The sequence below is a fragment of the Inquilinus sp. KBS0705 genome (genome assembly GCA_005938025.2).
Taxonomy (GTDB): Bacteria; Bacteroidota; Bacteroidia; order Sphingobacteriales; family Sphingobacteriaceae; genus Mucilaginibacter.
Genome location: VCCI02000002.1, coordinates 538,418 through 553,137 on the forward strand (window position 1 = coordinate 538,418; position 14,720 = coordinate 553,137).

The 14,720-nt window shown below is 43.5% G+C and carries 16 protein-coding genes; 5 read left to right on the top strand and 11 right to left on the bottom strand.

All coding sequences use genetic code 11. The features are described 5' to 3' along the window. Positions 1 to 132 precede the first annotated feature (132 nt). The 9 genes from FFF34_013810 to FFF34_013850 all read right to left on the bottom strand — a co-directional run bounded on the left by FFF34_013810 (position 133) and on the right by FFF34_013850 (position 7,878). Entirely contained in the window at positions 133 to 405 is a 273-nt protein-coding gene (locus tag FFF34_013810; protein TSD64967.1) for a hypothetical protein, read from the bottom strand. A 75-nt stretch (positions 406 to 480) separates the two neighbouring features. Continuing rightward, the gene (locus FFF34_013815) at positions 481 to 855 is read right to left on the bottom strand and encodes a hypothetical protein (GenBank protein ID TSD64968.1); all 375 of its coding nucleotides are present in this window, start codon (positions 853 to 855) and stop codon (positions 481 to 483) included. A gap of 205 nt (positions 856 to 1,060) precedes the next feature. After that, the gene (locus FFF34_013820; protein ID TSD64969.1) at positions 1,061 to 1,855 is read right to left on the bottom strand and encodes a TerC family protein; all 795 of its coding nucleotides are present in this window, start codon (positions 1,853 to 1,855) and stop codon (positions 1,061 to 1,063) included. An 85-nt stretch (positions 1,856 to 1,940) separates the two neighbouring features. Then, positions 1,941 to 3,260 (bottom strand): hypothetical protein, encoded by a 1,320-nt coding sequence (locus FFF34_013825; GenBank protein ID TSD64970.1) that lies wholly within the window; start codon positions 3,258 to 3,260, stop codon positions 1,941 to 1,943. Further along, positions 3,241 to 3,810 (bottom strand): hypothetical protein, encoded by a 570-nt coding sequence (locus tag FFF34_013830; GenBank protein TSD64971.1) that lies wholly within the window; start codon positions 3,808 to 3,810, stop codon positions 3,241 to 3,243. Before FFF34_013830 ends, FFF34_013825 begins: the two co-directional genes overlap by 20 nt. Next, positions 3,807 to 4,367 (bottom strand): sigma-70 family RNA polymerase sigma factor, encoded by a 561-nt coding sequence (locus tag FFF34_013835; protein TSD64972.1) that lies wholly within the window; start codon positions 4,365 to 4,367, stop codon positions 3,807 to 3,809. Before FFF34_013835 ends, FFF34_013830 begins: the two co-directional genes overlap by 4 nt. A gap of 122 nt (positions 4,368 to 4,489) precedes the next feature. Next, positions 4,490 to 5,038, bottom strand: a complete 549-nt coding sequence (locus FFF34_013840) for an ATP-binding protein (protein TSD64973.1) — start codon at positions 5,036 to 5,038, stop codon at positions 4,490 to 4,492. Positions 5,039 to 5,089: 51 nt separating this feature from the next. Further along, complete coding sequence (locus FFF34_013845) at positions 5,090 to 5,713, bottom strand: nicotinamide mononucleotide transporter (GenBank protein ID TSD64974.1); 624 nt, start codon at positions 5,711 to 5,713, stop codon at positions 5,090 to 5,092. A gap of 113 nt (positions 5,714 to 5,826) precedes the next feature. Beyond that, positions 5,827 to 7,878 carry a M13 family metallopeptidase gene (locus FFF34_013850; protein TSD64975.1) on the bottom strand — a complete coding sequence of 684 codons (2,052 nt, stop codon included), beginning with the start codon at positions 7,876 to 7,878 and terminating at the stop codon, positions 5,827 to 5,829. Positions 7,879 to 8,452: 574 nt separating this feature from the next. Between FFF34_013850 and FFF34_013855 the strand changes: the two genes are divergently transcribed. Then, the gene (locus FFF34_013855; protein ID TSD64976.1) at positions 8,453 to 9,592 is read left to right on the top strand and encodes an acyl-CoA dehydrogenase; all 1,140 of its coding nucleotides are present in this window, start codon (positions 8,453 to 8,455) and stop codon (positions 9,590 to 9,592) included. Positions 9,593 to 9,651: 59 nt separating this feature from the next. Continuing rightward, on the top strand, positions 9,652 to 10,881 hold the full coding sequence (locus FFF34_013860; protein TSD65072.1) for a TlpA family protein disulfide reductase: 1,230 nt from the start codon (positions 9,652 to 9,654) through the stop codon (positions 10,879 to 10,881). Between the two features lie 84 nt (positions 10,882 to 10,965). Here the strand turns inward: FFF34_013860 and FFF34_013865 are convergent, their stop codons facing one another. Both FFF34_013865 and mqnB read right to left on the bottom strand, forming a co-directional pair. Next, positions 10,966 to 11,835, bottom strand: coding sequence for a 1,4-dihydroxy-6-naphthoate synthase (locus FFF34_013865; GenBank protein ID TSD64977.1), 870 nt, complete (start codon positions 11,833 to 11,835; stop codon positions 10,966 to 10,968). A 61-nt stretch (positions 11,836 to 11,896) separates the two neighbouring features. Continuing rightward, positions 11,897 to 12,559, bottom strand: a complete 663-nt coding sequence (gene mqnB, locus FFF34_013870; protein TSD64978.1) for a futalosine hydrolase — start codon at positions 12,557 to 12,559, stop codon at positions 11,897 to 11,899. 78 nt (positions 12,560 to 12,637) lie between these two features. Here mqnB and FFF34_013875 point away from each other — a divergent pair, with 78 nt between their 5' ends. From FFF34_013875 to fabD, 3 genes are all read left to right on the top strand, one after another. Then, positions 12,638 to 13,054, top strand: a complete 417-nt coding sequence (locus FFF34_013875; protein ID TSD65073.1) for a 6-carboxytetrahydropterin synthase — start codon at positions 12,638 to 12,640, stop codon at positions 13,052 to 13,054. 9 nt (positions 13,055 to 13,063) lie between these two features. After that, the gene (gene folE / locus FFF34_013880; GenBank protein ID TSD64979.1) at positions 13,064 to 13,702 is read left to right on the top strand and encodes a GTP cyclohydrolase I FolE; all 639 of its coding nucleotides are present in this window, start codon (positions 13,064 to 13,066) and stop codon (positions 13,700 to 13,702) included. A 96-nt stretch (positions 13,703 to 13,798) separates the two neighbouring features. Continuing rightward, complete coding sequence (fabD, locus tag FFF34_013885) at positions 13,799 to 14,683, top strand: ACP S-malonyltransferase (protein TSD64980.1); 885 nt, start codon at positions 13,799 to 13,801, stop codon at positions 14,681 to 14,683. Positions 14,684 to 14,720 lie beyond the last annotated feature (37 nt).

Consider the following 14,720-nt stretch of genomic DNA (forward strand, 5'->3'; position numbering starts at 1 on the left):
TTCCCGCGTGTCATTGCGAGACACAAAGCAATCTCTTGACTAGACAAGTAACGAACTTTGTACTTCAAACGAGCTTTCGCCGCTCAGTAGCCGCGGGGGCTGTTACTTGTCTTGAAACAAAGTAACCAAAATTTAAGTTAGCGCGATGCTTCCTGCGCTCCCTGCCGGTTCTTCACGCTTTTTTGTCGATTGTTCGCTTTGCTCCAATCCATCCAAAAAAGCTAAACCGTCATTCCCGCCATACACCTGGCCCGCGCGCGCTGACAGAAGGCCCGCGCTCTTTTTATATTTCGTTTTAAACGGTGGCGCACGCGTGCCGCGTGTGCTCAAGTCAGTAGAATCTTCAACATTGCCTTTAGCCGACTTTTCTATCGATGATTGCTTTGTCGATATCGCTCCTCGCAATGGCGTGGGGGCAAAACCACCAGGCAAAAAAAAGACGCGAAGTATCGCGTCTCTACATATCTTATATAAACCGGCTTACATCAGGCAAAACCCACAGGCCAGTATCACATTAACCATTAACGCTACCGAAAACAGGGTTTTATTATGATGGCTGATGGTTGCCAGGCGCATATTCACCTTTTTTAACCAGCGGTTGTTTAACAGTATAAAGTGGTTGGCAAACAACAGTAATATAGTGCCGGTAATTATAGCTAAGCAGGTTGCCGCGTTTAGGGTAAGCATTTGCGTTTTAATCGCCAGCTTGGTAAACAACATGGCATTGGTTAATAATATTACCAACAAAAAGCTTACGTTAAACATAGACTTGAATTGTGGCAAGGTACCGTGACCGAAATTTTTAAAGCTCCACCTGTATGCTGATACATAAATGGATTGATAAGACTTTAACATAGCGTTGTTGTTTAAAGTGTGCAATGCGGTTAATTATATACAATTACGCCAAACGGGCTATTATATTGTATGACCAAGTATACGTATAAAAGTTTAATAAAGATATATTGTTTTGTATTTTTTTAAATAACAAAATAATATATAACTAAAATTGTAATTATCAAAACTAACCAACGCATTTGTAATGCAGGTTGCAACGCTTATTTTACGACTGTTGTTTTTTAGCGGCAGCCTTGCGCGATGCCTTTTCGGCAGCTTTGGCGCGCTGCGCACGCATCTTCAGGTTCAGCATCTCTACCAGTATAGAAAAAGCCATGGCAAAATAAATGTACCCTTTAGGGATGTGCTGTTCAAAGGCCTCGGCCAATAACGATACGCCTATCAGCAGTAAAAACGATAGCGCCAACATTTTAACCGTAGGGTGCTTGTTTACAAAGTTGGCTACCCCGGCTGATGCCCACATCATTATACCAACGGCAACCACAACGGCGGCTATCATTATCTCGACGTGTTGGGCCATACCTACCGCGGTAATTACCGAATCAAGCGAGAAAACGATATCCAGCAGCATTATTTGTACTATGGTACCCCAAAACGAGTGTGGTTTTACGTTCTCGGCGTTTTCGTCTTCGCCTTCAATTTTATGGTGAATTTCGGATGTGCTTTTATATATCAGGAATAAGCCACCAATAATAAGTATCAGGTCGCGGCCGGATATGGCCAGCTTTTGCACCCACTCGTGGTTGTTTATGTTTAGCAGGCCCGATATGTTAAATATAGGCGCGGTTAACGTCATTACCCAGGTAATAGATAGCAGCAGTAATATACGGGTGATCATGGCCATCCCCAAGCCTACCTTTCTTCCGCTGTTTTGCTGTTGCTTTGGTAACTTATCGGCCAGTATGGATATAAATATCACGTTATCGATGCCTAAAACAATTTCTAAAACGGTAAGTGTAATAAGCGATATCCAGTTTTCCGGATTAGTAAATATTTCCATCGGCGGTATATTATGTGCGGCACTAAAATAGCAAAACCCCTGCCGTTTATGGCAAGGGTTTTATAAATTGATTTTTTGGGATGGTTTAGTTAAACTTTACATTGGTAAAATCGGCATCTATGGTAATTTTACCATCAGAGTTGTTTTTGCCTATATAACCCTTGTAGGTTTTGGTTGACGACCAGCCGTGGTCTTCGTCTGACGGTGATTTGGAAGTTACCTTTACCTTATCATCATCATAATTAAAGCCGCCCATTTTGGTGGTAACATCAAAGTTAAAGCTTTGCGATTCGCTAAAATCAAGCCTTATTTTGGTGAACGATGCCTTAATGTTTAAGTTGCGCACGCTGCGGTCTATCACACCTACGTTAAAGCCGTCGCCGTATTTAATATCAACCTTGGCCGAGTTTTTCAACCTTTCGGTGCTAAAGCCTGCAAAATCAATATCTAAATTAACATTGCTAACCGTGCCTGTTTTTAGTTTGCCGTAGCTAATGGCCAGTTGGCCGCCGTTAAAGTTGCTGATGCTGCCATCGCCAAAACTCACCTTAACATCATTATCATTACTTAAAAGCTGTTGCGCGTTAAGCGATCCGTACGATACCCTTGCTATAACCTTACCGCTTAAATCGGGCAGAATTACGCTGCCAAAGCTGTTTTTAACATCAAGCGGGTTGCTTGCCGGCATATAAACGGTGTAGTTAATTTCCATATGGTTGTTACGGCCATGGTTATTATTGTTGCGGATGTTAGTTTTAAACGATACGGTTGAGCCTACCTTGCTATCGCTTATGGTAATGTTCTTCAACATTTCGTCCACATCGTCGTCATCATCGGCCCCCAATTTTATTTGCACATCAACTTTTACTTCTTTACGGTCCCAGGTGTTAAGGGTTACCTTACCAAAGCTGTTGTTAATTTGTATCAGGTCGTTACCATCAATACTATAGGTTTTGCTGTAGCTTTTAACCTTTTCGTTTGCAAAACTGCCAGCCGAATTGTTGTAGCCGCCCTTGTCATGGTCGTCGCTATCCTTGTCGTTGTCATCATCATCGTCGGCGTCATCGTTGGTGTTAACAGTTATATTGTTAAGCGCCTCAAGGCCGTCAAGGTTAACCGATACATTGGTGGCAATATTTTTACCCAGGTCTTTAAGGTTGTTAACCAGTTTTACATCAAGGCCCTTAACCGCCGCGTTTATTTGCGTGCCCAGGCTGCCTAACTCTACGTTAAGCTTATCCATTTGCAGGTTAAACGTTTCGCTGTCAAACACCTCTACATCGGCATTTTTGGCCTTGGGCTTGGGGTTTTGCTTTGTTTTGCTGCGCTGGGCAAACGCGCCCGAGCCTACCACCGCTGCTGCAATAACAGTAAGCAGCGCTTGTTTAAATATCTTTGTTTCCATTTTGCTGATCCTTTTTACTTTCCTTAAATTGTTCAATAACACTCAGTTGCTGATTAAGCACCTCGGTTTGTATTTGCAAGTTCCGGATCATTGCACGTAAAACACGCTCCTGGTTGGGGCTGGTAGCTAAATCTATATTTAGTTTTTTATAGTTGGCATCCATTTTGGCTATCTCGCCGCTAAATTCGCGGTATAGCTGCGGGTCAAACTTGGCTATTAATTTAAGCCGTGTGCGTTTGGTTTCTATAAGCGATGCGTAATGCACCTGTTGCTTGGCGTAAGTAGGGTTAATATCGGCCAGGTCTACCTCTTCGGTTTTTTGGCTTTGTATGTACACCCCGAAGCCGATGCCCATAACAACAATTATTGTTGCGGCTACTTTTAGTACAAAGCCCAGCGAAAAAGTTTTTGCTTCGCGCTTTTTTGGCTTTTGTTGTTCCTCCCAGGCATCCAGTTCTTTTTCAATATTGCTCCAAAGGTCGGCGCGTGGTTGCAGGTCGTCAAATTGTTCCCTGTTGTTGCTTATAAAGTCTTCTAACCGCTTGCTCATTTTTTTATCCCTTTCTTTATTAGTATCTCGCTTAATTTTCTTTTTGCGCGTAAAAACTGTGTACGCGATGTGTTTTCGCTAATATTTAATACCTGTCCAATCTCTTCGTGGTCGTATCCTTCTAATAAGTATAACGATAATACCACGCGATAGCCTTCGGGCAGTTCCCTCATGGCTTCTTTTATTTGTGCCACCTGGTATTGTACATCTTCGTCGTCCCAGGGCTCTTCATCGGCCACATTATCCAGCTGGCCATCTTCTAACTCAACAAAATCTAACTTGCGTTTACGCAAAAGGTTTATTGACCGGTGCACCACAATTTGCTTTAGCCATAAACCAAAAGTTGTTTCCTGCCTAAAATCCTTTAGTTTATTAAACGCGTCTGTAAAAGCTTCCTGCAAAACATCTTCAGCTTCGGCAACATTACCCACTATCCTAAAGGCGACGTTTAACATCGCTTTAGCATATAATCGGTACAGTTCATAGCAGGCTTTTTTACTTCCCTGCTTGCACTCGGCCACCAGGTCGTAGTGCTTATCGATGTATACAGCTTCCAAATTAATGACAGGTTTCAGGTTAAATGACGCAGGGCGTGTAACAACGTTGCATGGAAGGTAAAAAAAATACACGATTATATGATTTTGCACGATTTAAGGATATGCAGCGGGAGCATAAATCCTTAAATCCCGAAATCGTGTATGGCTTTAACGGCGTTTTCGTAGCGGTCGGCTCCGGTGCCAGATATTAATGTATAATTGGCATTTAAGGCGTTTAACTCGCTTACCCATTTATCCATAAAATACTGCCGCAGATGCGGGAAATCGCGCAGGGGGTCTTCCTCCCAGGGCAGGTCGATATTCAGTAGTAAGTACAGATCGTAAGGGTGTTTGGGCAATTCGTCCAGTACCTCTTGCGGTGAGTGGCCAAAGATGTGATCGCTCCAAATTTTTACGGTGATAAACGTAGTGTCGCATATCAGCAGCTTATTGGCCTTGGGCAATAGCCCGGCCTCTAAAGCCAGCTGGCCGTAAAACATGTTAATCTCATCTTGCCAGGTGGGTTGTTCGGTTAGTTTGGCGCAGTACTCGCGGGCATACTCTGGCACCCAAACCGTTTGGTAATGCGCCGCCAAATAAGCCGACATGGTAGATTTACCGGTAGATTCGGGCCCAACAACAGCTATCTTGACGATTTCGGAGCCCGGATTTTCAATTTCAAATTTTTGCATTGGAGATGTTTTAAAGGCACTCTTTTTATCCTGATCCCTGCTTCTTAAGGTCTATTTCGCTTGTTTGATGTAATCCTTCTTCCAATCTATATACCCCATTGCGGCAATGGCTACATACACGGCATACATTACCGCGGTAAGGTGCAGATCTTTAAAAATATAAACGCCTACATAAATAACATCAACAAAAATCCATATCAGCCAGTTTTGCAGCACCTTTCGTGCTAAAAACACCTGGGCTACCAGGCTACAGGCCGTGCAAAAGCTATCAAGATAGGGGTACGATGCCGGTGTATAATGCAATATGGGCGATAACTTTACTAAAGCCGTACCCAGCAATGGCGTAACTATGGCTACAACAATTACGGAGTATAAACCTTCGCGTTTGCTGATGAGTGTTACCGGAGTCTTTACTTCGGTAGCGGGTTTGTGGCTCCAAAAATACCAGCCATAAATATTGGTGACCAAAAAATAAACCTGCAGACCCATATCTGCATATAGGCGGGCCTCAAAAAATATAAAAATGTATAAGATAACGCTGATGATGGCGAGCGGCCAGTTCCAGATGTTGTTTTTGGCAGCCAGGTATACACACAATAGGCCCGTTATTACCCCGCTAATTTCCAGTAAGGTTTGGTGTTGCCACCACTGCTGCAACGCCTGTATAATTTGCATGCGGTAAATATAACACGATTAAAGGATTTAAAGATGAGCGGAATGTATGTGCGCTATGCCAAAAACGTCATTGCGATCCGTTAGCCAACAGATCGCAATGACGCGAGGTTATTTTACCAGATCTTCACCCTTTTCTCGGGTGCTAAATACATTTTATCACCTTTTTTGATGCCGAATGCTTCGTAAAACTCGGGTACATCGCTAAAGGGGCCGTTCACGCGTAAAAAGCCGGGCGAGTGCTCATTGGTCAATATCTGGCTTTTTAACGATTCTGCCCTATCCTGCCCCAGCCAGCCTAAGGCATAGCCCATAAAGTAGCGCTGCACGGGAGTTAAGCCGTTAATTGGCTTGCCAACTTTATACTGGTCTGTTTTTTTGAAGGCATCAAGGCCAATTACGATGCCACCCAGGTCGGCAATGTTTTCGCCAAGGGTGGCCTTGCCGTTAATGTGCAGGCCGTAAACGGTATAAGCACTAAACTGATTGGCCAGCATATTGGCGCGCTGCGTAAACTTAACCGAATCTTGCGGCAACCACCAGGCCTTTAAATTGCCTTTCTCATCAAACTGGCGGCCCGAGTCGTCAAAACCGTGGGTCATTTCGTGGCCAATGGTTGATGCGGCCGCGTAGCCGTATACAACGGCATCGTCAATGTTTTCATCTAAAGCGCCGGGTATCATAAATATAGCCGCGGGCAGTACAATTTCGTTGTTTGAGGGGTTGTAGTAAGCATTGTAAGTTTGCGGTGTCATACCCCATTCGGTGCGGTCAACAGGTTTGCCTAACTTATCGGCGTTGTATTTATGCCAAAAAACATTGCCCCGCATTACGTTTGCCGCGTAGGATGACCTATCTATCTCCAGCGACGAAAAATCTTTCCAGTTATCCGGATAGCCAACCTTAGGGAATACCTTTTTTAGTTTGCCATAAGCCTTCTCTTTGGTTTGCGGGCTCATCCAGTCCAGCTTATCAATATGCTCTTTAAACGTTTCGCGCATGGTTTCAACCAGGTTCACGTAGCGCTTTTTAGTTTTCTCGGGGAAGTATTCTTTTACAAATATTTGGCCCAGCACTTCGCCCATCAGGCTGTTCTCGGCATCTAAAACACGTTTCCAGCGCGGCAATTGCTCTTTGCTGCCATATATTACATTGCCATAAAAGCGAAAGTTTTCCTGATCGAACGGCTTGCTTAGGTAGGCGGCATAATCGTTCACCAGGTTTTTGCGCAGGTAGTTTTTCCAATCGTCGAGCGTAAAGGCTTTTAGCGCCTTATTTACCGCGCGGTAATACTCGGGCTGGCCAACAATTACGGTATCAACACCCTTAAATTCCATCAGATTAAAGGCGTTTTTCCAATCCACATCTGGCGCAAGCTTACTTAGGCCGGCAACAGGCATTTTATTATAATTTTTATACGGGTCGCGCAGGTCCTGTAATTTACGGGAGCTATCTGCCAAAAATTTCTCTAACTCGTATGTTTTTTTACTCGCCGCATCTGCTGCCTGTGGGGTAAAGCCCATCAACTTATATAAAGTTGGTAAATGCTTTTGCTGATAATCGTTGCGTATGGTTACGCTATGCTCATCGGTGTTAAAGTAATAATCGCGGTTAGGCAGCCCAATACCCGTCTGGTATAACGACAGCACCATTTTTTCGCTGTTTTTATCGTCCTGGCCTACGTAGGTACCAAGTGGGGTTGGTACACCAATGGTGTTTAAATGGGCAAATTCGTTTACTAAACCGGTAATATCGGCTATTTTATCAATGCGGTCCAGCTCTGGTTTTAATGGTAACAGGCCTTGTTTTTCAATATTAACGGTATCCATTCCGCTGTAATAAAAATCACCTATTTTTTGGTTGTTGCTGCCTTTGTCTGCGGCTCCTTGCAGGGCGTTCTCGTTTATCTGCTTTAGCTTATCGCGCAGGTCTTCCTGCACAATATTGCCAATGCCCCAGGCAGAGTAAGCCGCCGGTATCGGGTTATTTTTAAGCCAGGTGCCGTTAGCATACTTAAAAAAGTCGTCGCCCGGTTTTACCGACTTATCCATGTTTTTTATCAGCACATCATTATCGGCGTATATCTTATCCCTGTCTTTACAGCCACTAAGCATTATCGCGCCAATGGCGCAGGCTGCAATTGCATTAAATGTGTTATTTTTTATCATAATTTGAGTTTTGTACGAAATAAAATACAAGGGGTGTATATAAAAGCAGACTGTGTCTTTTTTATATACAGCACATTTTTAAAATTAAAAATTAAAAATGAGGTTAAAGTGTGGCTAAACCTAAAGCATAGACCAATATTTTGGTAAAAACAATATTACAATAGCATAGCTAAAAGTTGTAAAGGGCGATTGTCGATAATTGATTTAACTATTAAGCCATTCAAAATCAGGAGATAAGACGTTTACGGGCTGTTTGCAGCCCATACATGCCTTATGAGAGTGCATCTGTAATGATTTTAATTTTTAGGCAATATTTATTTGTGGCTTGCCTTTTGTTATTATGTAAACGGTCCTACATACATCTTTGAAAAAATATTTACATCTACCTATAAAAATATTTTTAAAAATATTCTCAGATGCCCAAGCTGAGATGAATTTGTTCTTTTGTTTTGGGTTTAATCAATAGTTTAAATTAATTAGGGGAAAAGGGAGCTCATCAAAAAGCTCTCTTTTTTTGTTATGACACTTTTGCTATGCATGCATAATATTTATAAATTAGCTTTTTTAAAAGCCCATGCAGTTTGAATTAACCGAAGAACACCTGATGATACGCCAGGCGGCACGAGATTTTGCCCAAACAGAATTAAAGCCCGGTGTAATAGAACGAGACGAACACCAAAAATTCCCGGCCGAGCAGATAAAGAAGCTGGGCGAACTTGGCTTTTTAGGCATGATGGTATCGCCACAATATGGCGGCAGCGGTATGGATGCCATATCGTACAGCCTGGTAATGGAAGAATTATCGAAGGTTGACGCCTCCACATCTGTAGTGGTATCGGTAAATAATTCGCTGGTATGCTATGGGCTGGAGAAATATGGCAACGAAGAGCAAAAACAAAAGTATCTGGTGCCGCTGGCTACCGGCCAACAGATAGGCGCCTTTTGCCTGAGCGAACCAGAGGCAGGGTCTGATGCTACATCGCAACGTACCACGGCCATTGATATGGGCGACCATTATTTGCTTAACGGTACAAAAAACTGGATAACCAACGGTAGTACAGCATCTACCTATATAGTAATAGCACAAACGGATGCTTCGCAAAAGCACAGGGGTATTAATGCCTTAATTGTAGAAAAGGGCTTGGATGGCTTTACCATAGGGCCCAAAGAAAACAAGTTAGGCATACGCGGATCTGACACCCACTCGCTGATGTTTAGCGATGTAAAGGTGCCCAAAGCTAACCGTATTGGCGATGATGGTTTTGGGTTTAAGTTTGCCATGGCTGTTTTAGAGGGCGGCCGTATTGGTATAGCATCGCAGGCCTTGGGTATAGCAGCCGGCGCTTATGAATTATCTGTACAATATGCCAAAGAGCGTAAGGCCTTTGGTAAAACCATTGCCGATTTGCAGGCCATACAATTTAAACTGGCCGATATGGCTACCGAAATTGAGGCGGCGCGCTTATTGTGCCATCGCGCAGCCTGGTTAAAAGATAACGGACGCCCTTATGCGCAGGCAGCATCAATGGCTAAACTGTTTGCATCAGAAACCGCTATGCGCACTACGGTAGAGGCGGTGCAGATACACGGCGGCTACGGCTTTGTGAAAGAATACCATGTAGAGCGATTAATGCGCGATGCCAAAATAACCCAGATATACGAGGGCACATCCGAAATTCAGCGGATTGTCATATCCCGCGAAGTGTTGAAATAGTTGGCTGCTTTTATTACTTTTGATAAAGTATATAAAATTAGTAGACTATTTTACCCATGATAAAGAAAACACTGTTAGTGGCGCTGGCTTTAGGCGCGTTTGTAAATATCAGTTTAGCACAAACCAAACTGGCCACCGGCAGTTGGCGCGGCGCGCTAACAACAAAAACGGGTAACCAAATACCTTTCAACTTTGAAGTAAACAACGCCGGTAACAAGCAGGAACTGGCTATAATAAACAGTAGCGAGCATTTTAAAGTACCCGATGTAACCACCAAAGGCGATTCGGTATTTATACGTATGCCTTTGTTCGATTCGGAATTTAAATTAAAGCTGGCGGGTAATACCTTAACCGGCAACTGGGTAAAGCACCTGGCCAATAATGATGTGCTTACACCCTTTACAGCTACTGCAGGCACGGCCTATCGCTTTTTAGAAAAACCCGAAGCACCCGCACAAAATGTATCGGGCCGTTGGTCGGCCATTATTGGCGATGGCGATGGGCGTGATACTACTGTTGGCGAATTTGTGCAAACCGGCAACAAAGTAACCGGCACTTTTTTAACTACTACCGGCGATTATCGCTTTTTAGAAGGTACTGTAAGCGGCGATGACCTGTACCTGTCGTGCTTTGATGGCGGGCATGCCTTTTTATTTACTGCCAAAGTAAAAGATGATAATACGATAACTGATGGTAAATTCTTTTCGGGCTATAGCGGCGGCACGGTATGGGCAGCTGTTAAAGATGAGAATGCCAAACTACCCGATGCATACAGCCTTAGCGCACTTAAACCCGGCTACAAAAAAATAGACTTTAGTTTTAAAGATATAAATGGCAAAACCGTATCGCTTAACGATGCGAGGTATAAAAACAAGGTAGTGATAGTGCAGATATTGGGATCGTGGTGTCCTAACTGTATGGACGAGACCGCTTACATGGTTAACTACTACAAAAAATATAAGGCTAAAGGCGTTGAGGTAATTGGCCTGGCCTACGAGCGCACAACCGATTTTGCCCGCTCGCAAAAAGCACTGTCGCAAATAAAAAATCGCTTTAACGTGCCTTACCCGCTTTTAATTACCGGCTATACCAGCGATAGGGTTGAAACGGCTAAAAGCTTACCTATGTTAACCAAGGTAGTGGGTTTCCCTACAACTATTATTATTGATAAAAGCGGCGATGTGCGTAAAATACATACAGGCTTTAGCGGCCCCGGCACCGGCGAACATTATACCGAGTTTGTAAACGAATTTGAAAAGCTGACAGATGATCTGTTGGCAGAGAAATAACCTCTCCCCAACCCTCTCCAAAGGAGAGGGAGTTTTAAAATATAGTCTTTAAGTCCTCTCCTTTGGAGAGGATTTAGGTGAGGCTTATTGATTCAAAAATAAATGCTCGCTTATCTGCGGGATAATGCCTTTTTCAAGCGCGGTATCAAAAAGCAGTTTAACGGCTTTTTTACCTTCTTCGCCCAAATCAAGCGAGTATTGGTTAACATATAGTTCGATGTGTTTGTACATCACCTCCTCGCTCATCTCCTGCGCATGGCTGCGGATGTAGTCCAGGCCCGATTTTGGGTTGGCAAAGGCAAACTCTACCGATCGTTTTATTACCCTGTTTATTTTATGCTGAATATCTTGCGGCAAATTGCGGTTAGCCACTATACCGCCTAAGGGTATAGCACAACCTGTACGTTTTTCCCAGTAGTCGCCCAGGTCGATAATTTTTTTGAGGCCTTTGTCCTGGTAGGTAAAGCGGTTTTCGTGAATGATAAGGCCAATATCGGCACGGCCATCTAAAACAGCATTTTCTATGTCCGAAAAAACAACCTCTTGCTTATTGGTAGCTCCGGGGAAAGCCAGGCTTAGCAAAAAATTAGCAGTGGTGTATTTGCCGGGGATAGCGATCAGTGGATTGACGATTTCAGATTTCAGATTTACGATTTGATTTTTTTCCAAATCCTGAATCGAAATTTCGGTGTTCGAAATTAAAAGTGGTCCCACGCCAAAGCCTAAGGCACTACCTGCATCCAGTAAAATATATTTATCGGCTGCATAGGCAAAGGCATGGTAACTTAACTTGGTAATATCTAATTCGCCGCGAAAGGCTTTTTGATTCAGCGTTTCTACATCATCATAAAAGACTTCAAATTCCAGTCCCTCGGTATCTATCTTATGATGTATAAGCGCATCAAAAATAAAAGTATCGTTTGGGCAGGGCGAAAAACCTATGGTTAGTTTCATGTTTTATTGTTGTAATGTTGCAAGGTTAAAACGTTGTAACGTTGGCAAGCTGAATAAAACCTTACAACTTTGCAACTTTTAAACGTTCCAACAACTCCAGCGCAAATGTATTCAGATTTTTAACGGCAAGCCCTATCTGCCAGTTATCGCGGTTACGCTTTTCAACGTAATTTGACACTGCCCTGATCTGTATGCAAGGTACCATTGCAGTGTTACAGGCATGAAAAAAAGCCGCGCCTTCCATGCTTTCAATTTGCGAGTTATGCCGTGCTTGCAGCTTTTGGATGGATACCTGGTTACCATGTACAGTATTTACCGTTATGGCTGTGGCTTGTGTAAGTTTAAAATTGTTAGAAAGGTTGGCAATGCTTTGGGTTGCCTTAAATGTACTTTCGCCAAAGCCCATTTGTGTAATGGGCAAAAAGTTTTCATCATCTTCGGCGCCTAATTCGCTAAGGGTGTCTTCGGTTATTTCAACAATATCGCCTAAGGGTATGCAGCGGTCAAAGCTGCCGGCAATGCCCAGGTTAATGGCTAAATCGTATTGGTTTGCTGCCAGTTCGCGCCCCAAAGCATAAGCGGTTGCTACCATACCTACGCCTGTTGTTAAAAGTTTAAAGTTTGAAGTAGAAAGTTCAAAGCTTGCCGTGGTGCCTATACTTTCTATTTTAGACTTTAAACTTTCGACCTCGAAAGCAGTAGCCGTTACAAACAATACGCGCATATCAATATAATTTTTGACAGCTAAGATAAAACAACTCACCTGTTTTTGTTTTGTATATTTGCACCATTAATTGCTATGATGATACATATAACGCGCAAAGAACATTTTAACGCCGCACACCGCATGTACCGCGAAGAATGGAGCGCAGAAAAAAACGAGGAAGTGTTTGGCAAATGCGCCAACCCCAACTGGCATGGACACAATTACAATTTATTTGTAACAGTAAAAGGCGAAGTAACTCATGCCACCGGCTATTTAATTGACCTTAAAGAGCTAAAGGTGATCATAAACGATTACGTGATAGAGAAGTTGGATCATAAAAATATAAACAAGGACGTTGATTTTATGGCCGGCAAAATGGCATCGACGGAATTGTTGTGTATAGAGATATTTAACCAGCTAAAGGGGCCCATTGAAGCTTATCCGGGTGTGTTTTTACATTCGGTGAAACTATACGAAACCGAAAACAACTTTGCCGAGTACTTTGGCGGATAAACTTGACCCATGAATAAAGATAACAATATTCCCGACAGGGACTCGGGCATTAACGGCTACCAGAAGATTGACCGCTACAACCCCGAACTGATAAAAAACCTATCGGGCCTTTACCACGAGGTGCTGAAAGATATCGGCGAAAACCCTGAACGTGACGGCTTATTAAAAACGCCCGAGCGTATGGCCAAGGCAATGCTATACCTTACCCATGGGTATGACCTTAGCGCCAAGGATATCCTTAATTCGGCTATGTTTAAAGAAGAGTATAGCCAAATGGTAATAGTAAAAGATATTGAAGTATACTCGATGTGCGAGCACCACATGCTGCCGTTTTTTGGAAAGGCGCATGTTGCCTATATACCCAACGGTTACGTTGTTGGGCTAAGCAAAATACCGCGTGTGGTTGATGTTTTTTCGCGTCGCTTGCAGGTACAGGAACGTTTAACCAACGAGATACGCGATTGTATACAGGAAACGCTTAACCCCATTGGCGTTGGCGTAGTTATTGAGTGCAGGCACCTGTGTATGAGCATGCGTGGTGTACAAAAGCAAAATTCGGTAACCACCACATCGGCATTTACCGGTGAGTTTTTAAAAGAAAAAACCCGTACCGAGTTTTTAAACCTGATATCATCTAAATTAAGTTAGTGGCCCCCCATCCCCCTAAAGGGGGTGAAGGTTGGCTACATTATATAATTAACAATTAAAATCTTATTCCCCATTTAGGGGGTTAGGGGGCAACACATGAAAGCATACATTTTCCCCGGGCAAGGCGCCCAGTTTACGGGTATGGGTAAAGACCTTTATGAACAAAGCGAACAGGCCCGCCAATTATTTGAACAGGCAAACCAAATATTGGGTTTCCGCATTACTGATGTAATGTTTGACGGTACCGAAGAGGACCTTAAACAAACCAATGTAACACAGCCGGCCATATTTTTACATTCGGTGATATTGGCTAAGGTATTGGGCGACGATTTTGCCCCTGATATGGTAGCCGGCCATTCCTTAGGCGAGTTTTCGGCATTGGTATCGGCCGGTGCATTATCTTTTGAGGATGGATTGCGTTTAGTGGCCGCACGTGCCAATGCTATGCAAAAGGCCTGCGACCTGCAGCCCGGCACCATGGCTGCCATTTTGGCCCTCGACGATTTTACTGTAGAGGATATTTGCCGCCAGGTAAGCGATGTGGTGGTACCTGCAAACTATAACTGCCCCGGCCAATTGGTTATATCAGGCTCGGTAGCGGGTATTGATGCCGCTTGCGAAAAAATGCTGGCTGCCGGTGCCAAACGTGCGCTTAAATTAAATGTTGGCGGTGCATTCCACTCGCCATTGATGGAGGCCGCCCGCGTTGAATTAGAGGAGGCTATAGTGCAAACCACCTTTAACACACCCGTTTGCCCGGTTTATCAAAATATAGATGCTAAACCATATACCGATATAGCGCATATCAAGCATAATTTAATTGCACAGCTTACAGGCCCGGTTAAATGGACACAAACCGTTATGCACATGCTTGACGATGGTGCCACTTTATTTACCGAAGTTGGGCCAGGTAAAGTATTGCAGGGGCTGGTTAAAAAAGTTAATAAAGAAGCAGAAACAACAAGTGCTGTAATAGTATAGTTACAAAGCCACTCACATATGGGTGGCTTTATTTTTT

What these genes read in the sequence shown, in the direction of transcription:
- FFF34_013865 (TSD64977.1), bottom strand. Translation starts at nt 11,835, where the DNA reads ATGAAACTAACCATAGGTTTTTCGCCCTGCCCAAACGATACTTTTATT.
- FFF34_013845 (TSD64974.1), bottom strand. Translation starts at nt 5,713, where the DNA reads ATGCAAATTATACAGGCGTTGCAGCAGTGGTGGCAACACCAAACCTTA.
- mqnB (TSD64978.1), bottom strand. Translation starts at nt 12,559, where the DNA reads ATGCGCGTATTGTTTGTAACGGCTACTGCTTTCGAGGTCGAAAGTTTA.
- fabD (TSD64980.1), top strand. Translation starts at nt 13,799, where the DNA reads ATGAAAGCATACATTTTCCCCGGGCAAGGCGCCCAGTTTACGGGTATG.
- FFF34_013850 (TSD64975.1), bottom strand. Translation starts at nt 7,878, where the DNA reads ATGATAAAAAATAACACATTTAATGCAATTGCAGCCTGCGCCATTGGC.
- FFF34_013855 (TSD64976.1), top strand. Translation starts at nt 8,453, where the DNA reads ATGCAGTTTGAATTAACCGAAGAACACCTGATGATACGCCAGGCGGCA.
- FFF34_013815 (TSD64968.1), bottom strand. Translation starts at nt 855, where the DNA reads ATGTTAAAGTCTTATCAATCCATTTATGTATCAGCATACAGGTGGAGC.
- FFF34_013875 (TSD65073.1), top strand. Translation starts at nt 12,638, where the DNA reads ATGATACATATAACGCGCAAAGAACATTTTAACGCCGCACACCGCATG.
- folE (TSD64979.1), top strand. Translation starts at nt 13,064, where the DNA reads ATGAATAAAGATAACAATATTCCCGACAGGGACTCGGGCATTAACGGC.
- FFF34_013830 (TSD64971.1), bottom strand. Translation starts at nt 3,810, where the DNA reads ATGAGCAAGCGGTTAGAAGACTTTATAAGCAACAACAGGGAACAATTT.
- FFF34_013825 (TSD64970.1), bottom strand. Translation starts at nt 3,260, where the DNA reads ATGGAAACAAAGATATTTAAACAAGCGCTGCTTACTGTTATTGCAGCA.
- FFF34_013840 (TSD64973.1), bottom strand. Translation starts at nt 5,038, where the DNA reads ATGCAAAAATTTGAAATTGAAAATCCGGGCTCCGAAATCGTCAAGATA.
- FFF34_013820 (TSD64969.1), bottom strand. Translation starts at nt 1,855, where the DNA reads ATGGAAATATTTACTAATCCGGAAAACTGGATATCGCTTATTACACTT.